At 37.3% G+C, this 15,249-nt stretch carries 13 protein-coding genes; 4 read left to right on the forward strand and 9 right to left on the reverse strand.

Annotated features, from left to right (window positions below; all coding sequences use genetic code 11):
• Positions 1-92: 92 nt before the first annotated feature.
• Positions 93-1,124: a class I SAM-dependent methyltransferase gene (locus tag KYH19_RS14020; RefSeq protein ID WP_219075573.1), complete on the forward strand. Its 1,032-nt coding sequence runs from the start codon at positions 93-95 to the stop codon at positions 1,122-1,124.
• On the opposite strand, the gene KYH19_RS14025 is transcribed toward KYH19_RS14020, so the two are convergent.
• The 3 genes from KYH19_RS14025 to KYH19_RS14035 form a co-directional block, all read right to left on the reverse strand.
• The gene (locus KYH19_RS14025; protein ID WP_219075574.1) at positions 1,121-2,284 is read right to left on the reverse strand and encodes an ABC transporter substrate-binding protein; all 1,164 of its coding nucleotides are present in this window, start codon (positions 2,282-2,284) and stop codon (positions 1,121-1,123) included. The genes KYH19_RS14020 and KYH19_RS14025 overlap by 4 nt on opposite strands.
• 91 nt (positions 2,285-2,375) lie before the next feature.
• Positions 2,376-2,990 carry a phage tail protein gene (locus KYH19_RS14030; RefSeq protein WP_219075575.1) on the reverse strand — a complete coding sequence of 205 codons (615 nt, stop codon included), beginning with the start codon at positions 2,988-2,990 and terminating at the stop codon, positions 2,376-2,378.
• A gap of 49 nt (positions 2,991-3,039) precedes the next feature.
• The gene (locus tag KYH19_RS14035; protein WP_219075576.1) at positions 3,040-3,831 is read right to left on the reverse strand and encodes a methionyl-tRNA formyltransferase; all 792 of its coding nucleotides are present in this window, start codon (positions 3,829-3,831) and stop codon (positions 3,040-3,042) included.
• A 305-nt stretch (positions 3,832-4,136) separates the two neighbouring features.
• Here KYH19_RS14035 and KYH19_RS14040 point away from each other — a divergent pair, with 305 nt between their 5' ends.
• Genes KYH19_RS14040 through KYH19_RS14050 form a run of 3 tightly spaced genes read left to right on the forward strand, consistent with a single transcriptional unit; the run spans position 4,137 to position 6,319 of the window.
• On the forward strand, positions 4,137-4,838 hold the full coding sequence (locus tag KYH19_RS14040; RefSeq protein WP_255562424.1) for an aspartyl/asparaginyl beta-hydroxylase domain-containing protein: 702 nt from the start codon (positions 4,137-4,139) through the stop codon (positions 4,836-4,838).
• Positions 4,835-5,809 (forward strand): hypothetical protein, encoded by a 975-nt coding sequence (locus tag KYH19_RS14045; RefSeq protein ID WP_219075578.1) that lies wholly within the window; start codon positions 4,835-4,837, stop codon positions 5,807-5,809. Before KYH19_RS14040 ends, KYH19_RS14045 begins: the two co-directional genes overlap by 4 nt.
• Before the next feature lie 6 nt (positions 5,810-5,815).
• Positions 5,816-6,319, forward strand: coding sequence for a hypothetical protein (locus KYH19_RS14050; RefSeq protein WP_219075579.1), 504 nt, complete (start codon positions 5,816-5,818; stop codon positions 6,317-6,319).
• A 103-nt stretch (positions 6,320-6,422) separates the two neighbouring features.
• Here the strand turns inward: KYH19_RS14050 and cysC are convergent, their stop codons facing one another.
• From cysC to KYH19_RS14080, 6 genes are all read right to left on the reverse strand, one after another.
• On the reverse strand, positions 6,423-6,980 hold the full coding sequence (gene cysC / locus KYH19_RS14055; RefSeq protein ID WP_219075580.1) for an adenylyl-sulfate kinase: 558 nt from the start codon (positions 6,978-6,980) through the stop codon (positions 6,423-6,425).
• 83 nt (positions 6,981-7,063) lie between these two features.
• Entirely contained in the window at positions 7,064-7,918 is an 855-nt protein-coding gene (locus KYH19_RS14060) for a phytanoyl-CoA dioxygenase family protein (RefSeq protein WP_219075581.1), read from the reverse strand.
• Positions 7,919-8,089: 171 nt separating this feature from the next.
• Complete coding sequence (locus KYH19_RS14065) at positions 8,090-9,067, reverse strand: methyltransferase domain-containing protein (RefSeq protein WP_219075582.1); 978 nt, start codon at positions 9,065-9,067, stop codon at positions 8,090-8,092.
• Between the two features lie 108 nt (positions 9,068-9,175).
• Complete coding sequence (locus KYH19_RS14070) at positions 9,176-11,035, reverse strand: clostripain-related cysteine peptidase (RefSeq protein ID WP_219075583.1); 1,860 nt, start codon at positions 11,033-11,035, stop codon at positions 9,176-9,178.
• The gene (locus KYH19_RS14075) at positions 11,035-14,190 is read right to left on the reverse strand and encodes a hypothetical protein (RefSeq protein WP_219075584.1); all 3,156 of its coding nucleotides are present in this window, start codon (positions 14,188-14,190) and stop codon (positions 11,035-11,037) included. The genes KYH19_RS14070 and KYH19_RS14075 overlap by 1 nt, the downstream gene beginning before the upstream one ends.
• A 100-nt stretch (positions 14,191-14,290) precedes the next feature.
• The gene (locus tag KYH19_RS14080; protein WP_219075585.1) at positions 14,291-14,788 is read right to left on the reverse strand and encodes a hypothetical protein; all 498 of its coding nucleotides are present in this window, start codon (positions 14,786-14,788) and stop codon (positions 14,291-14,293) included.
• Positions 14,789-15,249 lie beyond the last annotated feature (461 nt).

Consider the following 15,249-nt stretch of genomic DNA (forward strand, 5'->3'; position numbering starts at 1 on the left):
TATATACATTTATCCAAAATTATTGTGGATATTTTTTTTTATTTTATTGCACTTTATCTAAACTTAACACCTTTTTAGCCTCAAAAGAATCCTTGAACCATCGAACGGTATTTGAATTACATTCTAAAAAATTAACAGGGGTACTTGCTACTCCTGAAGTAATCGACACTGTCAATCAATTGCATCATCTCTATTCAAAACTCACTGATATTGAAGGTGTTCTTGCACCATCCGATACAGATGAAGTTTTTGAAGAATTGAGCGAAAATGGTACACGCGTAAATCCATACATGGCTGCGTACTGCTTTCTCGATTACCTTCGTTCCTATAAATTCACCCTTGGCATTAAAAATCTGATCGATGATAAGCTCAATCAGGGTAATCAAAAACCTTTACAGATCTTATATGCAGGAACTGGCCCATATGCATCGCTTATATTGCCGTTAACTACTGTATTCTCTGCAAATCAAATTCAGGTTACTTTGCTTGACATTCACCAATCATCTCTGGATGCGGTAAGTAAACTGATCTCAACATTTAACCTTGAGGCTTATTTTAATGCTTATATCAAAGCAGATGCAACCCTCTTTACTCCTAATGATCATATAGCCTATGATATTATCATTTCTGAAACAATGGATAAAGCCTTGCGTAAAGAACCTCAGGTTGCTATTTTTAATCACCTTCGTCAGTTTTTAAAACCAGATGGGGCTTTTATCCCTGAAGAAATACGGGTTGACCTCTACCAATCAAAATGGTGTGAAGAAAAAAATCCGGCTTTCGAATATTTCCTTGACACTGAAACCAGGAAACACAATGCCACCTTTCGCGAAAAAATTACCAACCTGATTGCCATTAATAAACACTCTGTTACAACATTTAAAAGAACAAATCCGGATCATCGCCTTTTCCTAAAAACAATTGATCCTAAAAACTTTAAAGCGGCGTACACGGCTTTGCTTCTACTTACCGAGGTGCAGGTATATAAAGAAATTACCCTAATTGAGGATGAATCCGTTTTAACAGAGAAGGATTATTTGTCTCCTCTAAATGATCGAATCCTTCAATCCGGATTATCTTTTTATTATAAAATGGATAACGATCCCCGTATTATATGCGATTAGATGCATAAATACGGATTTTGCCAGCCGCTCACATTTTCTTCGTGTATTTCAGTAAAAATAGCATCATCAAATGCCAGGCGTTTACCCTGTTCAACTACGACCCTATGGGTACTTGGTCCTGATACATTAATTTTAACAATATCTACATCTGGTAATAAAAAGCCAGATTTCGGATAAAAATTAACCTCGCCTCGTGGTCCTTTCTTTTTATCTGTCCGCAAATGTTCCATCACCTTATTCCAATCGCGGCGCTGCATAGCAGGTTCCATTTCCTTTAGGGTCATGCCAGCTTCAAATCCCAATAATGAAAATACATCAGCCACCCTGCCGGATTGTCCTTCCACGATTCTAACAAAAGCATCATTAATGTCGCCGGCCATTTCTCTTGTCCATTGCGAATAGGAATAAAAAGATAAAGGAAAACCATTAATCTCTTTTAGCACATCAGGGAAACACATGGGTTCGGAAAGCAATAACGGAACCTTCTTATCAAGGCCCCTATCATAAAATGCCCGGATAAATTCAGTTGCCTGAGGACCAGAAAACAAAGCATGTAAATAAGCAGGCGGTTGTTTTTCAATATTATTAAGCAAAACCTCCACGTTAAGCACATGGGGTTCATTATGATTTAAGGAAAGGATATGAAAGTCTATCAATTTAGATCCAGCAGCAATAGCACCATGCCTAAAACTGGAAGCCAGATGATAGCCTCCATCATAAGGAGGCATAATGACGGCGCCATTATCACCAAAATATTTTTGCGCCCAATAACCAAGCGCATATTCTCCCTGCCATAACTGATAGCTGCTATGAAATATGTTAGGGCTGGTATAACTTACTGATGGAAGATATTCGCCCATATCAAAGAAGAAGGCAAGTTTTTGCCTGCTCTCAATTAAGGTGATTAATTCCGGCAGAATCTTATAACTGATATAGCCCATTAGAATATCCACATTATGAAAATTAAGCAGTTTTTGTACTGCCTGCTTTACATCGGACTCTCTTCCCTGACCAACATATTCTGGTATAAACTGATAATCCTTTTGCGTGTAAATATCTTTACACAGCCCCGCAAACAAACCATTTACAAGATTATTTGCATGATCTGGATAAATAGATGAATAAGTAGATATAAAACCAATCTTAAGAGGAGATATCATGAGGAAAGCGCTAACAAAAAATATTATAGTGTAAATTTAAGTCAATAGAAATGACCAACCGGCAGTTTCAGGCTGGCCATTTTATTCATTATTAGTTTCTGCTTGGGTATAATCCCTCTACCACTATTAACGCTGTTAATGCCATGTAAGGATTTGAAATATTAACAGGCTGACTACCACCTGCAATACCTACAGTTACATTACCTGCTGGCGTGATCGAACTACCAGTAGAAGGGCCAATATTCAGATTAGTATCTGGAGTAGAATTGTTATATAATGCAATATTAGCAGTACGTGGAACTACCATTTGCGCTAAGGTATTCGCCGACGATGATGGGGTCGCGGCAGTACCTGCAGCGCTGGAAGCCATCATAGTTGGTGCAGGAATGGTTACACTCGTACCTGCGAAAGTTGCTACGTGAGTGTGCGCAGGCATATTAGGGGTCAATAATGTTATCTGTGTATTTCCTGCAACTTCGCCAATTGCATAGCTTCCGAAAGCTGAATTACCCGTGCCTATCATGGTTCGGCCAGCTAGGTTAGGCAAGCCAAAAGTACTTTGTCCGTTGCCGCCATACACTGTACCTAATAACGAATATAGTGCTGAATTTGTTGAAATTGAGAGTTGCTGCCCATTACAGCTCATAAATCCTCGTGGTGCGTAAGAACCGGCGAACATTCTTATCATGCCCATGTAATCATCCATAATTTTAATAGTTTAAAGGTTTAAATAAATTATATGTTGTTTAATTTGATTAACATACTGCCTCTTGTCGTATACTATTTTGAAAACGCGCTCCAGCCTTTACACCAGATGCGATTAGTTTATAGCCTGATAAAATCGCTTCGTTATTTTGTAAAATATTAATGCGCAAAAAGCTATTGTACTTACAGGCTACAAATAAGCCATAGTTACCATCAGCATGTACTATTGTACCAGGCTCAAAGTCACTTACATCATTAAGTATTGCTGGTGAAACCTCTACTATTGCCAGTTCTTGCCCGTTTAAAAAAGTAATTGCCCCACCGAAAACAGGATTGCATGCATTTACAAGGTTCATGATTTCTGCAGCGGTCTGGTTCTCCCAGTCAATTAGTAAATCATCTCGTTTTACAGCCGGAAAAGAAAAAGAAGAGATTTCATCCTGTTCAACAAGGTCATTCCCGTTATTACTAAATTTCTCTAATGCTTTTTCAATAACACTTATGGCCAACAGGCTGAGTTTGCTATTTAGCGCACCAAAACTTTCTTCAGAAAAAAGCTGAATCCGCTCCTGAAATAGTATTGGACCACCATCAAAACTATCATCCATTTTATGAATAGTAATTCCTGTAGAAGTTTCGCCCCTTTTGATCTGCCAAAATAATGGTGCAGGACCGCGGTAGGCAGGTAGTAAACTAAAATGAACATTGAAGAAACCAAATTTTGGTTTTTGCAGGAGCCAGGCTGGCAGTTTCTTAGAAAATCCAAATACTATACCTAAATCAGCATGAGTATTTAGCAACAAATTATCTATTTGATCTGCAAAAGATTCACTATTATCCAATTGAAGGCAATTAATCCCTTTAAGAATGCAAAATTTAATTATTTGATTTTCGTAAATAGAGGAGGTTACTACAGCATCTAGACATCCCTTTTCGTGAAGATAATTGATAGTCGGCAATGCCGCTATATGACTTGAGAGTAGAATTAATTTCACTAGGATGATATTGAGATAACATTAATTTTAAGTAAATCTATATAATAAATTTTTAACTTCAAATAGTAATTTTCAAATACTTACTTTTAAGTATACATTGTATCATCTTTAATATTAGATTCGAAAATCTAAATATTAATCTTAGCCCTGCAATGGTAATTTACTCAAAGGCCGACATCCATGTTCCCATCTCAAAGATCCAACATGAACTTAAAAGAATGAAATCAAATTGGATAAATCATTTCAATACAGCTCATTATCAGGGATCGTGGACAGTTCTTCCACTACGTACTCCCGGGGGTGCTGACAGTATAATCCCGGATTTAGGTGCGGTAGACCATTATAAAGATCATCCTAACATGTTGTTATTTCCTGCTGTAAAACAGTTGATAGATGAGATGCACTGCGAAATCATGTCAGTAAGATTCCTTAATCTTGCTGCCGGAGCTGTAATTAAACAACATTGCGATGCTGAACTGGCTTTCGAAAAAGGAGAAGCCAGGCTACATATTCCTGTACATACCAATCCAGATGTGGAGTTTTATGTTAATAACGATCGTGTAATCATGAATGAAGGAGAATGCTGGTACATCAATGCAAACCTGCCCCATCGGGTAACTAATGACGGGCATAGCGACAGAATCCACCTGGTTATAGATTGCAAGGTAAATCCTTGGCTGGAAAATTTCATTTTAGATAGCAAAATCATTGCCCATGCTCCTGATCAAAACCGCGATCCTGAGTTATTGAAACAAATGATTGCTGCACTAAAAATGCACCAAACCTCACATTCATTTAAAATGGCAGCTGAATTTCAAAAGGAGTATGATGATTTAATAAAGAGCAAAGCATGAACGAATCACATTTAAAGCACTGGATTCCGTATCGGCTTATCAAAAATGAGGGTAATTATAGCTGCCGATGGCTTTATACCAACGGAGTTCCTTTTACCGAGCCATTCTTTAACGAATCCATCAATAAACGCCTGTGTCATCCCTATAACTCAAATGACTTTAAGCCTTCCGCCGATCTCAGTATATTACCGGAGTGGTCATCGGCTTTAAACAGCATCGCTCCTACTGCATTCATTTTTCATGTGTCCAGATGTGGATCTACACTAATCTCCCAATCGCTCTGCCTTAACAATCAGCATATTGTACTGCCAGAAGTACCTTTTATTGATGAAATATTGCGCCTAAATAAAATCCGTAATTGGCCTTCTCCGTTAAACCGCGAAGAACTGATTAAAGCGGTGATCAAAATTTATGGCCAAACCACTGAAGGATTTGGAAAGCATCTTTTTATCAAAACCGATAGCTGGCACATTCATTTTATGCCCCTGCTCAGAAAACTTTATCCTCATGTTCCATTTATCCTGCTGTACCGCAAGCCTGACGAAGTGATGCGTTCGCACCAGAAATTAAGAGGAATGCAAGCCGTTCCCGGGGTGATTCCAAACGAATTGTTAGGAATTGAAAATGAGAAAATTAATCCTGCTGATTTCGATGGCCATACCATTAAAGTACTGGAGAATTATTTCAAAGCTTTTAGCCGTGCTTCACAGCAGGACCCGCTGAGTTTATTGCTTAATTACAATGAAGGAATTATCAATATGATGCATCGTTTCTGCATATTTACCGGCGTAGAACTGAATAAAGCCGATTGGGCGCAGATAGAAGCCCGCAGCAGCTTTAATGCAAAATATCCTGATCAGGTTTTTCATGAAGAACAACCAGATGAAGCCATCCCTGTTTACCAGCAACAAGCATTTAATTTTTACCATGAACTTGAAGAATTGCGGAAGGCACAAATTGCAAACGCTTAAATTAATATGAATCATCTCACCAACCAAATACTGACCTTTTTAAGGGAGATCGGCATCAGCTATAGCCTTGAACCAATCAACAGCGAAACCTTTTTACCAGGACTTAAATTACGTGCCGGAACATTGATAATCGATGTAGAGAAATTGCTTTACCCGGGCGATATTTTACACGAAGCCGGGCATTTGGCCTGCATGCCACAAGCCATCAGAAATGAGATGAGCGACGATCTTGAAAGTGGCGACTTACATAATGGCGGCGAACTTATGGCTATTGGCTGGTCTTATGCCGCCTGTATTTACCTGGGGATTGAGGCAACTGTGGTATTTCATGAACATGGTTATAAAAATTCTTCAGAATCAATAATTGAAAACTTTAGCGAAGGCAGATTTATAGGTGTTCCTTTGCTACAATGGCTTGGAATGACTTATGATGAAAATCAGGCAAGAATTCATGGATTAAATCCTTACCCTGCCATGCAAAAGTGGCTTTGTACAAAAAGACCGGAATAGCTATTTCGTTTACTCACCAAATTTTGATATGCTTTTTCTAGGGATTAGCTATAATAATGAGGCATCATATATTGTCTTTTCCATCATCAATTAGCAACAGTTATTAAATACGTTGATTTGCAAGGGGGTGTGTACTCGACTTAACTTGGGAAAGAATAAAATCAGTTAATTGTTCACAAGCTTCTTCTTCAGTAAGCTGTTGCGTATTGACGTATAGATCCACCTGTAAAGGATCTTCAAATACATCATTAATTCCTGTGAAATGATATAACTTATCCTGATGCCCATCTGGCAAAAGTGCTTTGTGATATAATCCTTTCGTATCACGCAGAATGAGCTGTTGAATCGGGCAATCAATCCAGATTGTTTTCGCATTATAAAGTTCCCGCAGCTTCTGTCTGCCAGACTCATATGGATTGATAGCCGCAATTATAGCAATAATACCCTGCTGTACAAATTCATAGCCTACATGACCAAGACGACGGATATTTTCAAGGCGATCGGCAGGTGAGAAACCAAGATCATGATTCAATGTTTTCCGGTAACTGTCCCCATCAATCACTATAACGGAATAACCAATAGCCGTAAGCCGTTGGTTAACCAACTGGGCCAGAGTGGTTTTTCCTGCTCCGGATAAGCCTGTAAACTGTAATAAGAGCATTGCGTTGTTTTTTAATTTATAATGAGATTAATTATGTGAGAAAATAGATAAATATTCAATAATTGTAAAAAGTTAGGAATAGGCTAAAGCTTTGTAAAGCTAATATATTGTACAAATCTGGGCTGTTTAGATCGGTTTGCAGTTGCGGCATGAGGAAGCGCTTCTAACCATAATATCAAATCACCTTTATTTCCTGCTATAGCGATGTGACGATTTTGTTTTCTTAAAACATCAATAGCCTGATCAGGATGGTCATGCATTTGCAGAAAAGAATTAATCTCATGCTGAAATCCAGGAATTAATGAGAGTGCTCCTCTATCCTCTGGCACATCATTAAGGTAAACCAAGCCTTGTATATGATATTTAATACCATCTGAAAAATCTATATCCCAATGTAAAGGGCTACCTCTAAAATGGAAATAATCAGTTTCAGGCGGATTATACCCAAGCTTTTCCGTATTTGCCACAATAAAATTAGTTTGATACAAATGCGTAAATACCTGTCTGATTGAATCAGAATTTCTGATTTTAGCAATATGTTCATTCTGATAAAGCTGCAACATTATACCTTGAAGCAAATCATGTTGACCATACCAGCTAGACGGCTGCTCCAGATTTATTCCAAGCATCTCTGTAATCACACCAATTACACGGTTACAATCATCCTCATTAACCAAACCCGGTATCCTGAGATAGCCATTTTTATCCCAGAATTTCAATTGATCGGCATCTAACACCTTTAAAAAATCCTGATCAGGTTTATCTACCGCACGATCACACCATGAATTAAATTTTTCTACAGCTTCTAGATAGGCTTTTTTGCCCATTCGATGCATAATCCAGTGTTTAAACTCGTCATCACTTTGGCAGTGCCCATATAAAAAATCGTAAGTTTCAAAAATTCCAATCCCAAAAACAGAAAGAAATACCTCTTCCATCCTAAAAAAATCCTGATTGATATTGACCTCAGATTTCTGACGGCTATGATAAACGCGGTAAAGACTAACAAAAGAACTGTACATAATGCTTTCTGTAGGCTAAACGGATTTAAATGTGGCGGTGTTAACTATCTGTTTGTTATCGTCACTCATAGTGTTTTAAACGTAGTTTTAATATGTATAAGCAAAGCCAGGTTTATCCGACATTACATACTCAAATGTAATTGTCATATCCTCCTTTTGGTTTTGTAATTTAAAGATGGCTAACGGTAAAGTTAAGCTGCAGTTGTAAGTAGTTAGCACTTCCTTACCAAACACTGTTATTTCTGTAAATAAACTAAGCTGTTTATGGGTTTCGGAAGCCGGCACCTGTAAAACTACCGGTTGCGGAAGTTTAAATTCACGGCTGGCGCAGTACACCAACCCTGCTTTTATCCTTTTTGGCAGGTATTCAGGTATGGTAAAATATTTATATTCCTCTTCCCATCGGGTTAATACTGCTTCAACAGTTATCTCTTCTGGAATAAAAATAGCTTCCGGATACATCTGAAGGATTAAATTGTTCATGATGGCCACCTGCGGTTCTTTCCTTAAAGCATTTAACATGGTTTCTGAAATGACCATATCTATACGAATATGATCAGGAAATTTATAAGTAGTGGCATCCGTACAAACATAATCGATCACATATTCTGACAAGCCTAATTCTTCATAAAGTACTTTTGCCGCATCCAACGAATCAGGGTTAATATCCAATAAAATGAAATTGATTTGTGCCGAAGTAAATTTGGAAGTTAAAGGTGTAAGCAATGTGGCGTAAGGACCACAACCCGCATACAATATATGGATGGTTTGCCCCCGCATAGCATTTAATAATTGATTAATTGCCTGATTAATGCCTCTGATAAACCTACGTGTGCGTTCTAGTTCTTTAAGACAATGCGCCGCTTTAATGGATGAAACTGCTTTACCATTTGGCAGATAAATGTCTTCATCTGTAATATTACCAGCATTTATACCGGTTGCGCCGGCAAAAAGCAAGTGAAGCTGTTCAATTGCTTTTTTAATCTGCAGATAGTCCTCTTCAAAAAGTAAGACATTAGTTGCGGCAGACATGCTCTCGTTGCATTGTTGAGTCGTTAATTCCATTTATTTTTTAATCTAATGCTGAAAAATTTAATACTGAACTAAAAGAATAATTTAGCTCAGATTGATCATCTGATTATTAATTTACTATGCACATTGTAATGTAGCATTTTAATTAATAACATAATCTTCGAATTTGGTGTAGTGTTTATTTCCGTAGAAATCAACCATACAAAATCCTACCTGATAATTCCCTTTTGGCATAGTTGAAAGCTTGATATCTAAAGCTGAGGGATCAGTGATCGTAATTTTACCCAATTCAATACTCATTGATTCATCCAGGGCATTTTGACCCAGAAAAACAATTTCATCAAGCGCTTGAAGGTCCTTAATCTTATCCGTAACGCCATCTGCAGAAATCTCCCGAAATCCGATCACTTTAGCCAGATTTTCCCCATCAACATTAAAATATTTTATAATCAGTTCTGCTTGTTTTCCATTCCAAAGCACAGGTACATTGTAAGATACTCCTGATTGATTGGAAAGCCCCATAAATACACAAACATTGATATCGTTAATGCTGATCCACCTGGCATCCCATTTTTTATTACCTCCATACAAGGTAATATTTCCGCGGTGATCAACATTTGTATCGTAGGCATCCAATCCATACGAAACCAACGTATTATCTCCTGTTAATTTTCTGATATTTAAGTAAATCTTATTGGTGTTAACCAACATGGCAGCATTTAACTTTCTTTCCGAATCACTAACAAAAACGCTATCAGCACCGCCGCCAATTAATTCAGTTACATAATTTTCGATAAATTTTTCAAATTCTGTATTAAAAGTAATTTGAAAATAATCATTTAACTGGCTGGCTGTTTTTCTATTGTAATAAGGAAAATACACCGAAAGCCCTGAAATAGCATCTTTATCTAAATTTTTTGAATAAACATTGAATAAAACTGCATCCCGCATTTTTTTCTCGAAATCACTAAACAATGTATCGGTACTTTTAGCTGCGATCTTAAAAAAGCTAAACATATCAATCATATCTTCAGCCGCAAATGAAAAAGAAGGCAATCCGAATGATTTGGACCTGGCCCGGTAATTTGATTTCTGCCTAAAAGCTTCTTTAGGCGGATACGTTGAATTTAGATTTGCAGAAATATTACTGATCAATTTTCCTATACTTATATTTAAAGCGTCAACTTTATTAAGCGCTATTACAGATAATGTTGCCTGAAGATAAGGTTGAGACGAATAAGTATCGATATACGATTTTGCAATTCCCTCCAGAAGTTGAGTTGTGCTTAGATTTGGATTGGTAGATAAGGAGTTGATGATATATTGATAATTCCAGCCGTTGCCAGGTTCAAGTTCTTGTGAGGCCACCATGTATTCAGCATAGGGTGCCAGTACAGTAGCAGTTTCAATGGTTGCCATTAAACAGGCGTCAAAACCTATAAAATCCAGGTTCAAATCATTTTGGCTATGTTTTAAATCAGCAAAAGCCTCTCCCATTTCACGTAACGACAGGGAAATATCTTCAGGAAATAACTCATCATATCCAAAACCATGTACACTGCCTCTTCCGTGATTCCAAAAAATCAACCCATATCTTTCTGCAGGGAAGTTCTTTTTGCTATAGGCAATAAAATCAACCAGGGTTGATGGGTCTCCTATACTTTTGTTGGCTGTAACTTTTACTTTTTCAAACCCATTTTTAGTAACCTTACTATAGGTCAGGCTATCGCTGGAAATCGGCTCAGAGAATTGCCATTTTTTAGTTCCTCCCTGCAAAATCACCGTTGCAAAGTTATCATCAACGTTATTATAGGAATTGATAATTTCGTTAATGTCTTCACTCGCCAACTGATGTTTGCTTTCCAAGTCTGATCCATTCATATAAATCAGCAGCACAAAACTGCGCTTAGGCTCCAGGTTTTGAGCATAGCTGATATTAGCATAAAATATTAATCCAGCTAGTATTAACAGTAAATGGCGACTTTTTCTAATGAAGCCCATTATCTTCTTGGATTAACTTGTGGAGGATTTCTAAATTGATAAATGGCTGCGGCCACAGCATCTTTAAATTCCTCACCATATTCATTCGTATTATCCGGGAATGTTTTCTTTAACAATTCTGATAATCCATCTGCATAATTCTCATTGGCTAGATCTATATCAAAATCGCTGTTGGCCTTAAATGATCTTTTAACTTCATTATTATCTTCAATAACGTTCTCTACTCTTGAAAACAAAGAACGTCTTTCGTTCCTTAAACTTCTTGCAACTGTTTTCTGATCGTTTATATCCCTTACAAGGCCTAAGAGATCGGTCATCTGCTGGTCCATTTCATTCGAAATATTGGCCCTAACCTGGTTATCGCGTACCAATGTAATTACTTCATCCAATGAACTTACAAACTCATCATCAAAGGCTTCTACACATTGGCGCTGTATCACTTCATTTTTGAGTTTTACTTCTTCTATTTCGCAAATATTTTGTTGCCAATCTTCGGGTTGTTTTTCATATTCATTCACGTATCTCTTATTCGATTCGATCAGGAAATCTTCTATCATGTCATGAAATTCCAGTAAGTCATAATAGTCCTTTTTATTTTGCGCAATGCTTTGCAATTTAGGCGTTAATAAATTATAATCTGTTTCTGAACTTAAAGTTCTAAAAATACCTTTACCGATATTTGAGGTCACTTCCTGCGTTTTAGTAGATAGTTTATCCTTCACAAAACCAGTGATCAAAGCACCAATATCGTTCATCGCTTTATCTACATCCAACGAACCTTTTAACATGATATCATTTCCAAAAACTGTCAACTCAAGTTCGGCTTCTATTTTCCTGGCATTAGACGTAAATTCCATACTCAATACGAAAGATTTGATCCAAAGTAACTTGGTAATGGCACTTAAAATATTAGCTACCGCCTCTAAAGCTCCTGATGCGACCTTTCCTCCAAGGGTTAGTGCTGCCTTTGCTATTTCCAAAGCACCATAGGCTACGCCAATAGCCACATTAACACCCACCTTTAAGGTTTCATAATATAAAATCTGAGCTGAATAATAAATTTTATCATCCAGGCGCCACCAGGAAGCATCTTCTCTTCTATCAATATAACCCCGGATGTAATCGTTATATTCATTGATCGTGTTACTCAAATTTAAAATCTGCTGTTGCGCTTCTGTCAATTTCCGGGTTGCGTTTTCTATAGAGTTTTGCACGCTCCTGGCCGCATCACGCACGGCATTCTGCGCTTCTTCCAAAAGTTTGATAAATCCACTGGTATCGAATACCAAACGTGAACTAAATCCACTGCTCGAAAAATCTGCATAATTTCCCTCCAAATGAAATAAAATTTTAAAGCCAACATATTGCAGTTCAAGATCAATGTATATCTTTCTGTCTTTAAGAAGAATCAAGGCATCTAATTCAAAGATATTTAAGATATTAACATAAGCACTTAAATAGAATTCGAGTTTTTTTGATGCACGGTTGATGTTTAAATACAGCACAGGGCCTTGAGCATCTGCTTTTATTAAAGCGCCAGCCAAACCTCCTTTTATAGGTTCCATAGGCATGACCTTTCGGGATTTTGTCAATTCAAATATTCCCTTGATCTCAATTTTTGAAATTTCAATCAATGCCAGGATAGCATTACCAGGCTCTATAAGAAAGAGTCCTCTAGCTTTTACATTAAAGATTTCGATAGTGCCGCACAGAAAAAAACCGACATTCATCTGATAGTTTCCTATTTTGGTAGGCTGAGAACATATAAACAACTGGCAGTTTAAAGAAATAGCTCCTGATGAGTCGACACGATAATGCCGCATGGTTGAAGTATCGGTAAAGATAGATTGACCGCTGGTCCCCAAAGCAGAAACCTGAAGATTTTCTGTGCCAGGTATGGCGAGTTCAGTGGGCAGGCTTGAATTAAAGTTCTTCAATATTTCCGCTTTATTGGCCTTATCCGGATGAGATGGATACTCCCATTGGGGCATTTTAGCATTATTAATTTCAAAATCGGCTAAAGCCACTACATCAAGGAATTCTATGCCAGGAAAATCAACTTCCGCAATATCTACAATAATGTCCTTTAAGGAAGTCCTTCCCTTGGTAGAGGTGATTGCCGCGGTAATTAGCCCGATATTAGCCTGGCTAACAATAAACCCTGCAAAAATAGAAATATTATTGGTCGTTACCCGACCAGTCATCCCAAAAGTAAGCCCTGTGGCTCCTACGCCAATCATTAAGCCTAAATCGCTCAGGCTAATCCTGGTGTTTAATGGTATCCTATAGTTTGAAGAAGCAGACAAGGTAAATGAGGAGACGGATAGGTTTCCGGCAAGAATAAAGGTTAACACATCGTCTTTTAAAGGAAAATTGAGCTTCCCTCCTGCTTCTAAGTAGAAACCATTATCCTTTTTAATCCCGAAGTATAAATTTTCAATCTCATAACCATCTTTTTTGATATCGGTGCTGATAAGCATCGCTTCAAATTTTGAAGTGTTCAGTGCTGCTCCTATAATCAGATCGATATGATCGAGACCAGTTAATTGATAAAGCCCCTTTCCAAATGCTCTTTCACTATTTTTCAAATCAAATAATGAGTTGGCAACCAATTGGTAATTACCATAGCGATCTGATAAGACCATTTCGGGAAAATGATCGGACGCGGTTCGCTTCAAATATTGGTTTATGGCAAGGGAGGCTTTGTTTCTAACAATTAATGCTACTTTTTTTATAGCAAAAAAAGTCATTGTGTCGTAAATGAACTGCTCTAATACATTTCCACCCTGAAAAAAATCGGTGTCTATGCTTAAAGCCAACTGTTTAGTATCCGCAAGCACAACCACATTGGCATAAAGCGAAGCTTTACCTCCTGATATATTTTTATTATACAGAATAACCACAGACCAGATATCGGCAGATTTAAGCACCTGTGCTTTAAAAGTCCCGGGTAAATTATTAAACAGCGTAAATTGGCCAGACAGTCCATTAATGGCTAATTCATTGTTGTTCAATAAATCTTTGATTTCAGCCCGACTGGTGTCGAGCTCTCCGAAAATCAATTTTTTATTATTATTTACAATAATGGTTACTGATGCATCTAACTCAAAAATCTTCCCGGTAGCCGAAAAAGCCAAGTTGGTTTGGTTACTCATTTCGAAAAAAAAATTATGCTCTTGCGGCTATGCTTAACAGAAAATAGATCAACCTAGCTGATCATTATCTCTTAATAATCTAAACTATCCTATCAACTAGTTACCCTGCTACGGTTATTTTCTTTTCAGGTGCATCAAGTTTCTTAACTAAATTTTCAATAGTATCTAAATTCAGCTGTTGTAAAATTTTATTTCTTTCGGTATTCCAGATTTTAAAAGCTAATTTCTCAATTTTCACGAATCCTAAATCAGGAATGGCATCTCCACAATCAACCTCAATGGCAAAGGCATATTCCTTAACATTACCTTTAACATAAAGGTAAGCAGTTTTCAAGCTAAACTTAAGGTTTTCCAATTTGAATTTAGATTCTGGCTCATCCTTACTTAATGCTTTCAAGTCAGCTTTTATTTTGTCTGTGTTAACATTACTGCCGAAGGCATCTTTTAAATCTTGTACCATTTCACCCAAAGTGGCACTACCCACCTCATCTGGACTTGTAGGGGCTAAAAGAAAAGCAGATTCCTCCCCTTTTTTTTCGTAAACTGCTACTAAATTGGTTTTAAGTAATTGGAACTGTACGCCCAATTGAAGACTCATTGCACTCATTTTTTTTAAAATTTTTAATTTTCCTACTCTTTTGGCTTTTCGGATGATGCCCCGTTTGCGTTATGGTGTCTGGTCTCCACTTTTGGTTCTTACAAGATTATTTAGCAGGTTGATGTAGATTACTTAAGCCATTAATCACCAGCCATCAATGTTGTCAATAATTAATAGCGCTACAGTTAAAAGGAAAATATAAACCTGCAAAAGTTAGCTTATCATTTGGACTGTATCTGGCTAAGCTTCTCAAAGCACACATGTGGATTATTGTTTTTTGCATTTCAACTATATCTATGGTCGTTAAATACATTTTTCAGGCACAAACTTAACATTAGCCGTTTTATGGCTAACAAAAAGATTGGTCTTTAGGCAATACAGCTGCAACGAGAAAGAGTTGTGACTTGAGAGCGTTGCATACCAGATTGTTCCTTCAGAAATTACCATGGGATAATTCTGAA

The sequence above is a fragment of the Pedobacter sp. D749 genome, assembly GCF_019317285.1.
In the GTDB taxonomy this organism is placed as follows: domain Bacteria; phylum Bacteroidota; class Bacteroidia; order Sphingobacteriales; family Sphingobacteriaceae; genus Pedobacter.

Excerpts from the sequence above, each read along its gene's own strand:
- KYH19_RS14065 (WP_219075582.1), bottom strand. The coding sequence starts at position 9,067 with ATGGAATTAACGACTCAACAATGCAACGAGAGCATGTCTGCCGCAACT.
- KYH19_RS14070 (WP_219075583.1), bottom strand. The coding sequence starts at position 11,035 with ATGGGCTTCATTAGAAAAAGTCGCCATTTACTGTTAATACTAGCTGGA.
- KYH19_RS14025 (WP_219075574.1), bottom strand. The coding sequence starts at position 2,284 with ATGATATCTCCTCTTAAGATTGGTTTTATATCTACTTATTCATCTATT.
- KYH19_RS14030 (WP_219075575.1), bottom strand. The coding sequence starts at position 2,990 with ATGGATGATTACATGGGCATGATAAGAATGTTCGCCGGTTCTTACGCA.
- KYH19_RS14060 (WP_219075581.1), bottom strand. The coding sequence starts at position 7,918 with ATGGAAGAGGTATTTCTTTCTGTTTTTGGGATTGGAATTTTTGAAACT.
- cysC (WP_219075580.1), bottom strand. The coding sequence starts at position 6,980 with ATGCTCTTATTACAGTTTACAGGCTTATCCGGAGCAGGAAAAACCACT.
- KYH19_RS14080 (WP_219075585.1), bottom strand. The coding sequence starts at position 14,788 with ATGAGTCTTCAATTGGGCGTACAGTTCCAATTACTTAAAACCAATTTA.
- KYH19_RS14045 (WP_219075578.1), top strand. The coding sequence starts at position 4,835 with ATGAACGAATCACATTTAAAGCACTGGATTCCGTATCGGCTTATCAAA.
- KYH19_RS14040 (WP_255562424.1), top strand. The coding sequence starts at position 4,137 with ATGGTAATTTACTCAAAGGCCGACATCCATGTTCCCATCTCAAAGATC.
- KYH19_RS14075 (WP_219075584.1), bottom strand. The coding sequence starts at position 14,190 with ATGAGTAACCAAACCAACTTGGCTTTTTCGGCTACCGGGAAGATTTTT.
- KYH19_RS14050 (WP_219075579.1), top strand. The coding sequence starts at position 5,816 with ATGAATCATCTCACCAACCAAATACTGACCTTTTTAAGGGAGATCGGC.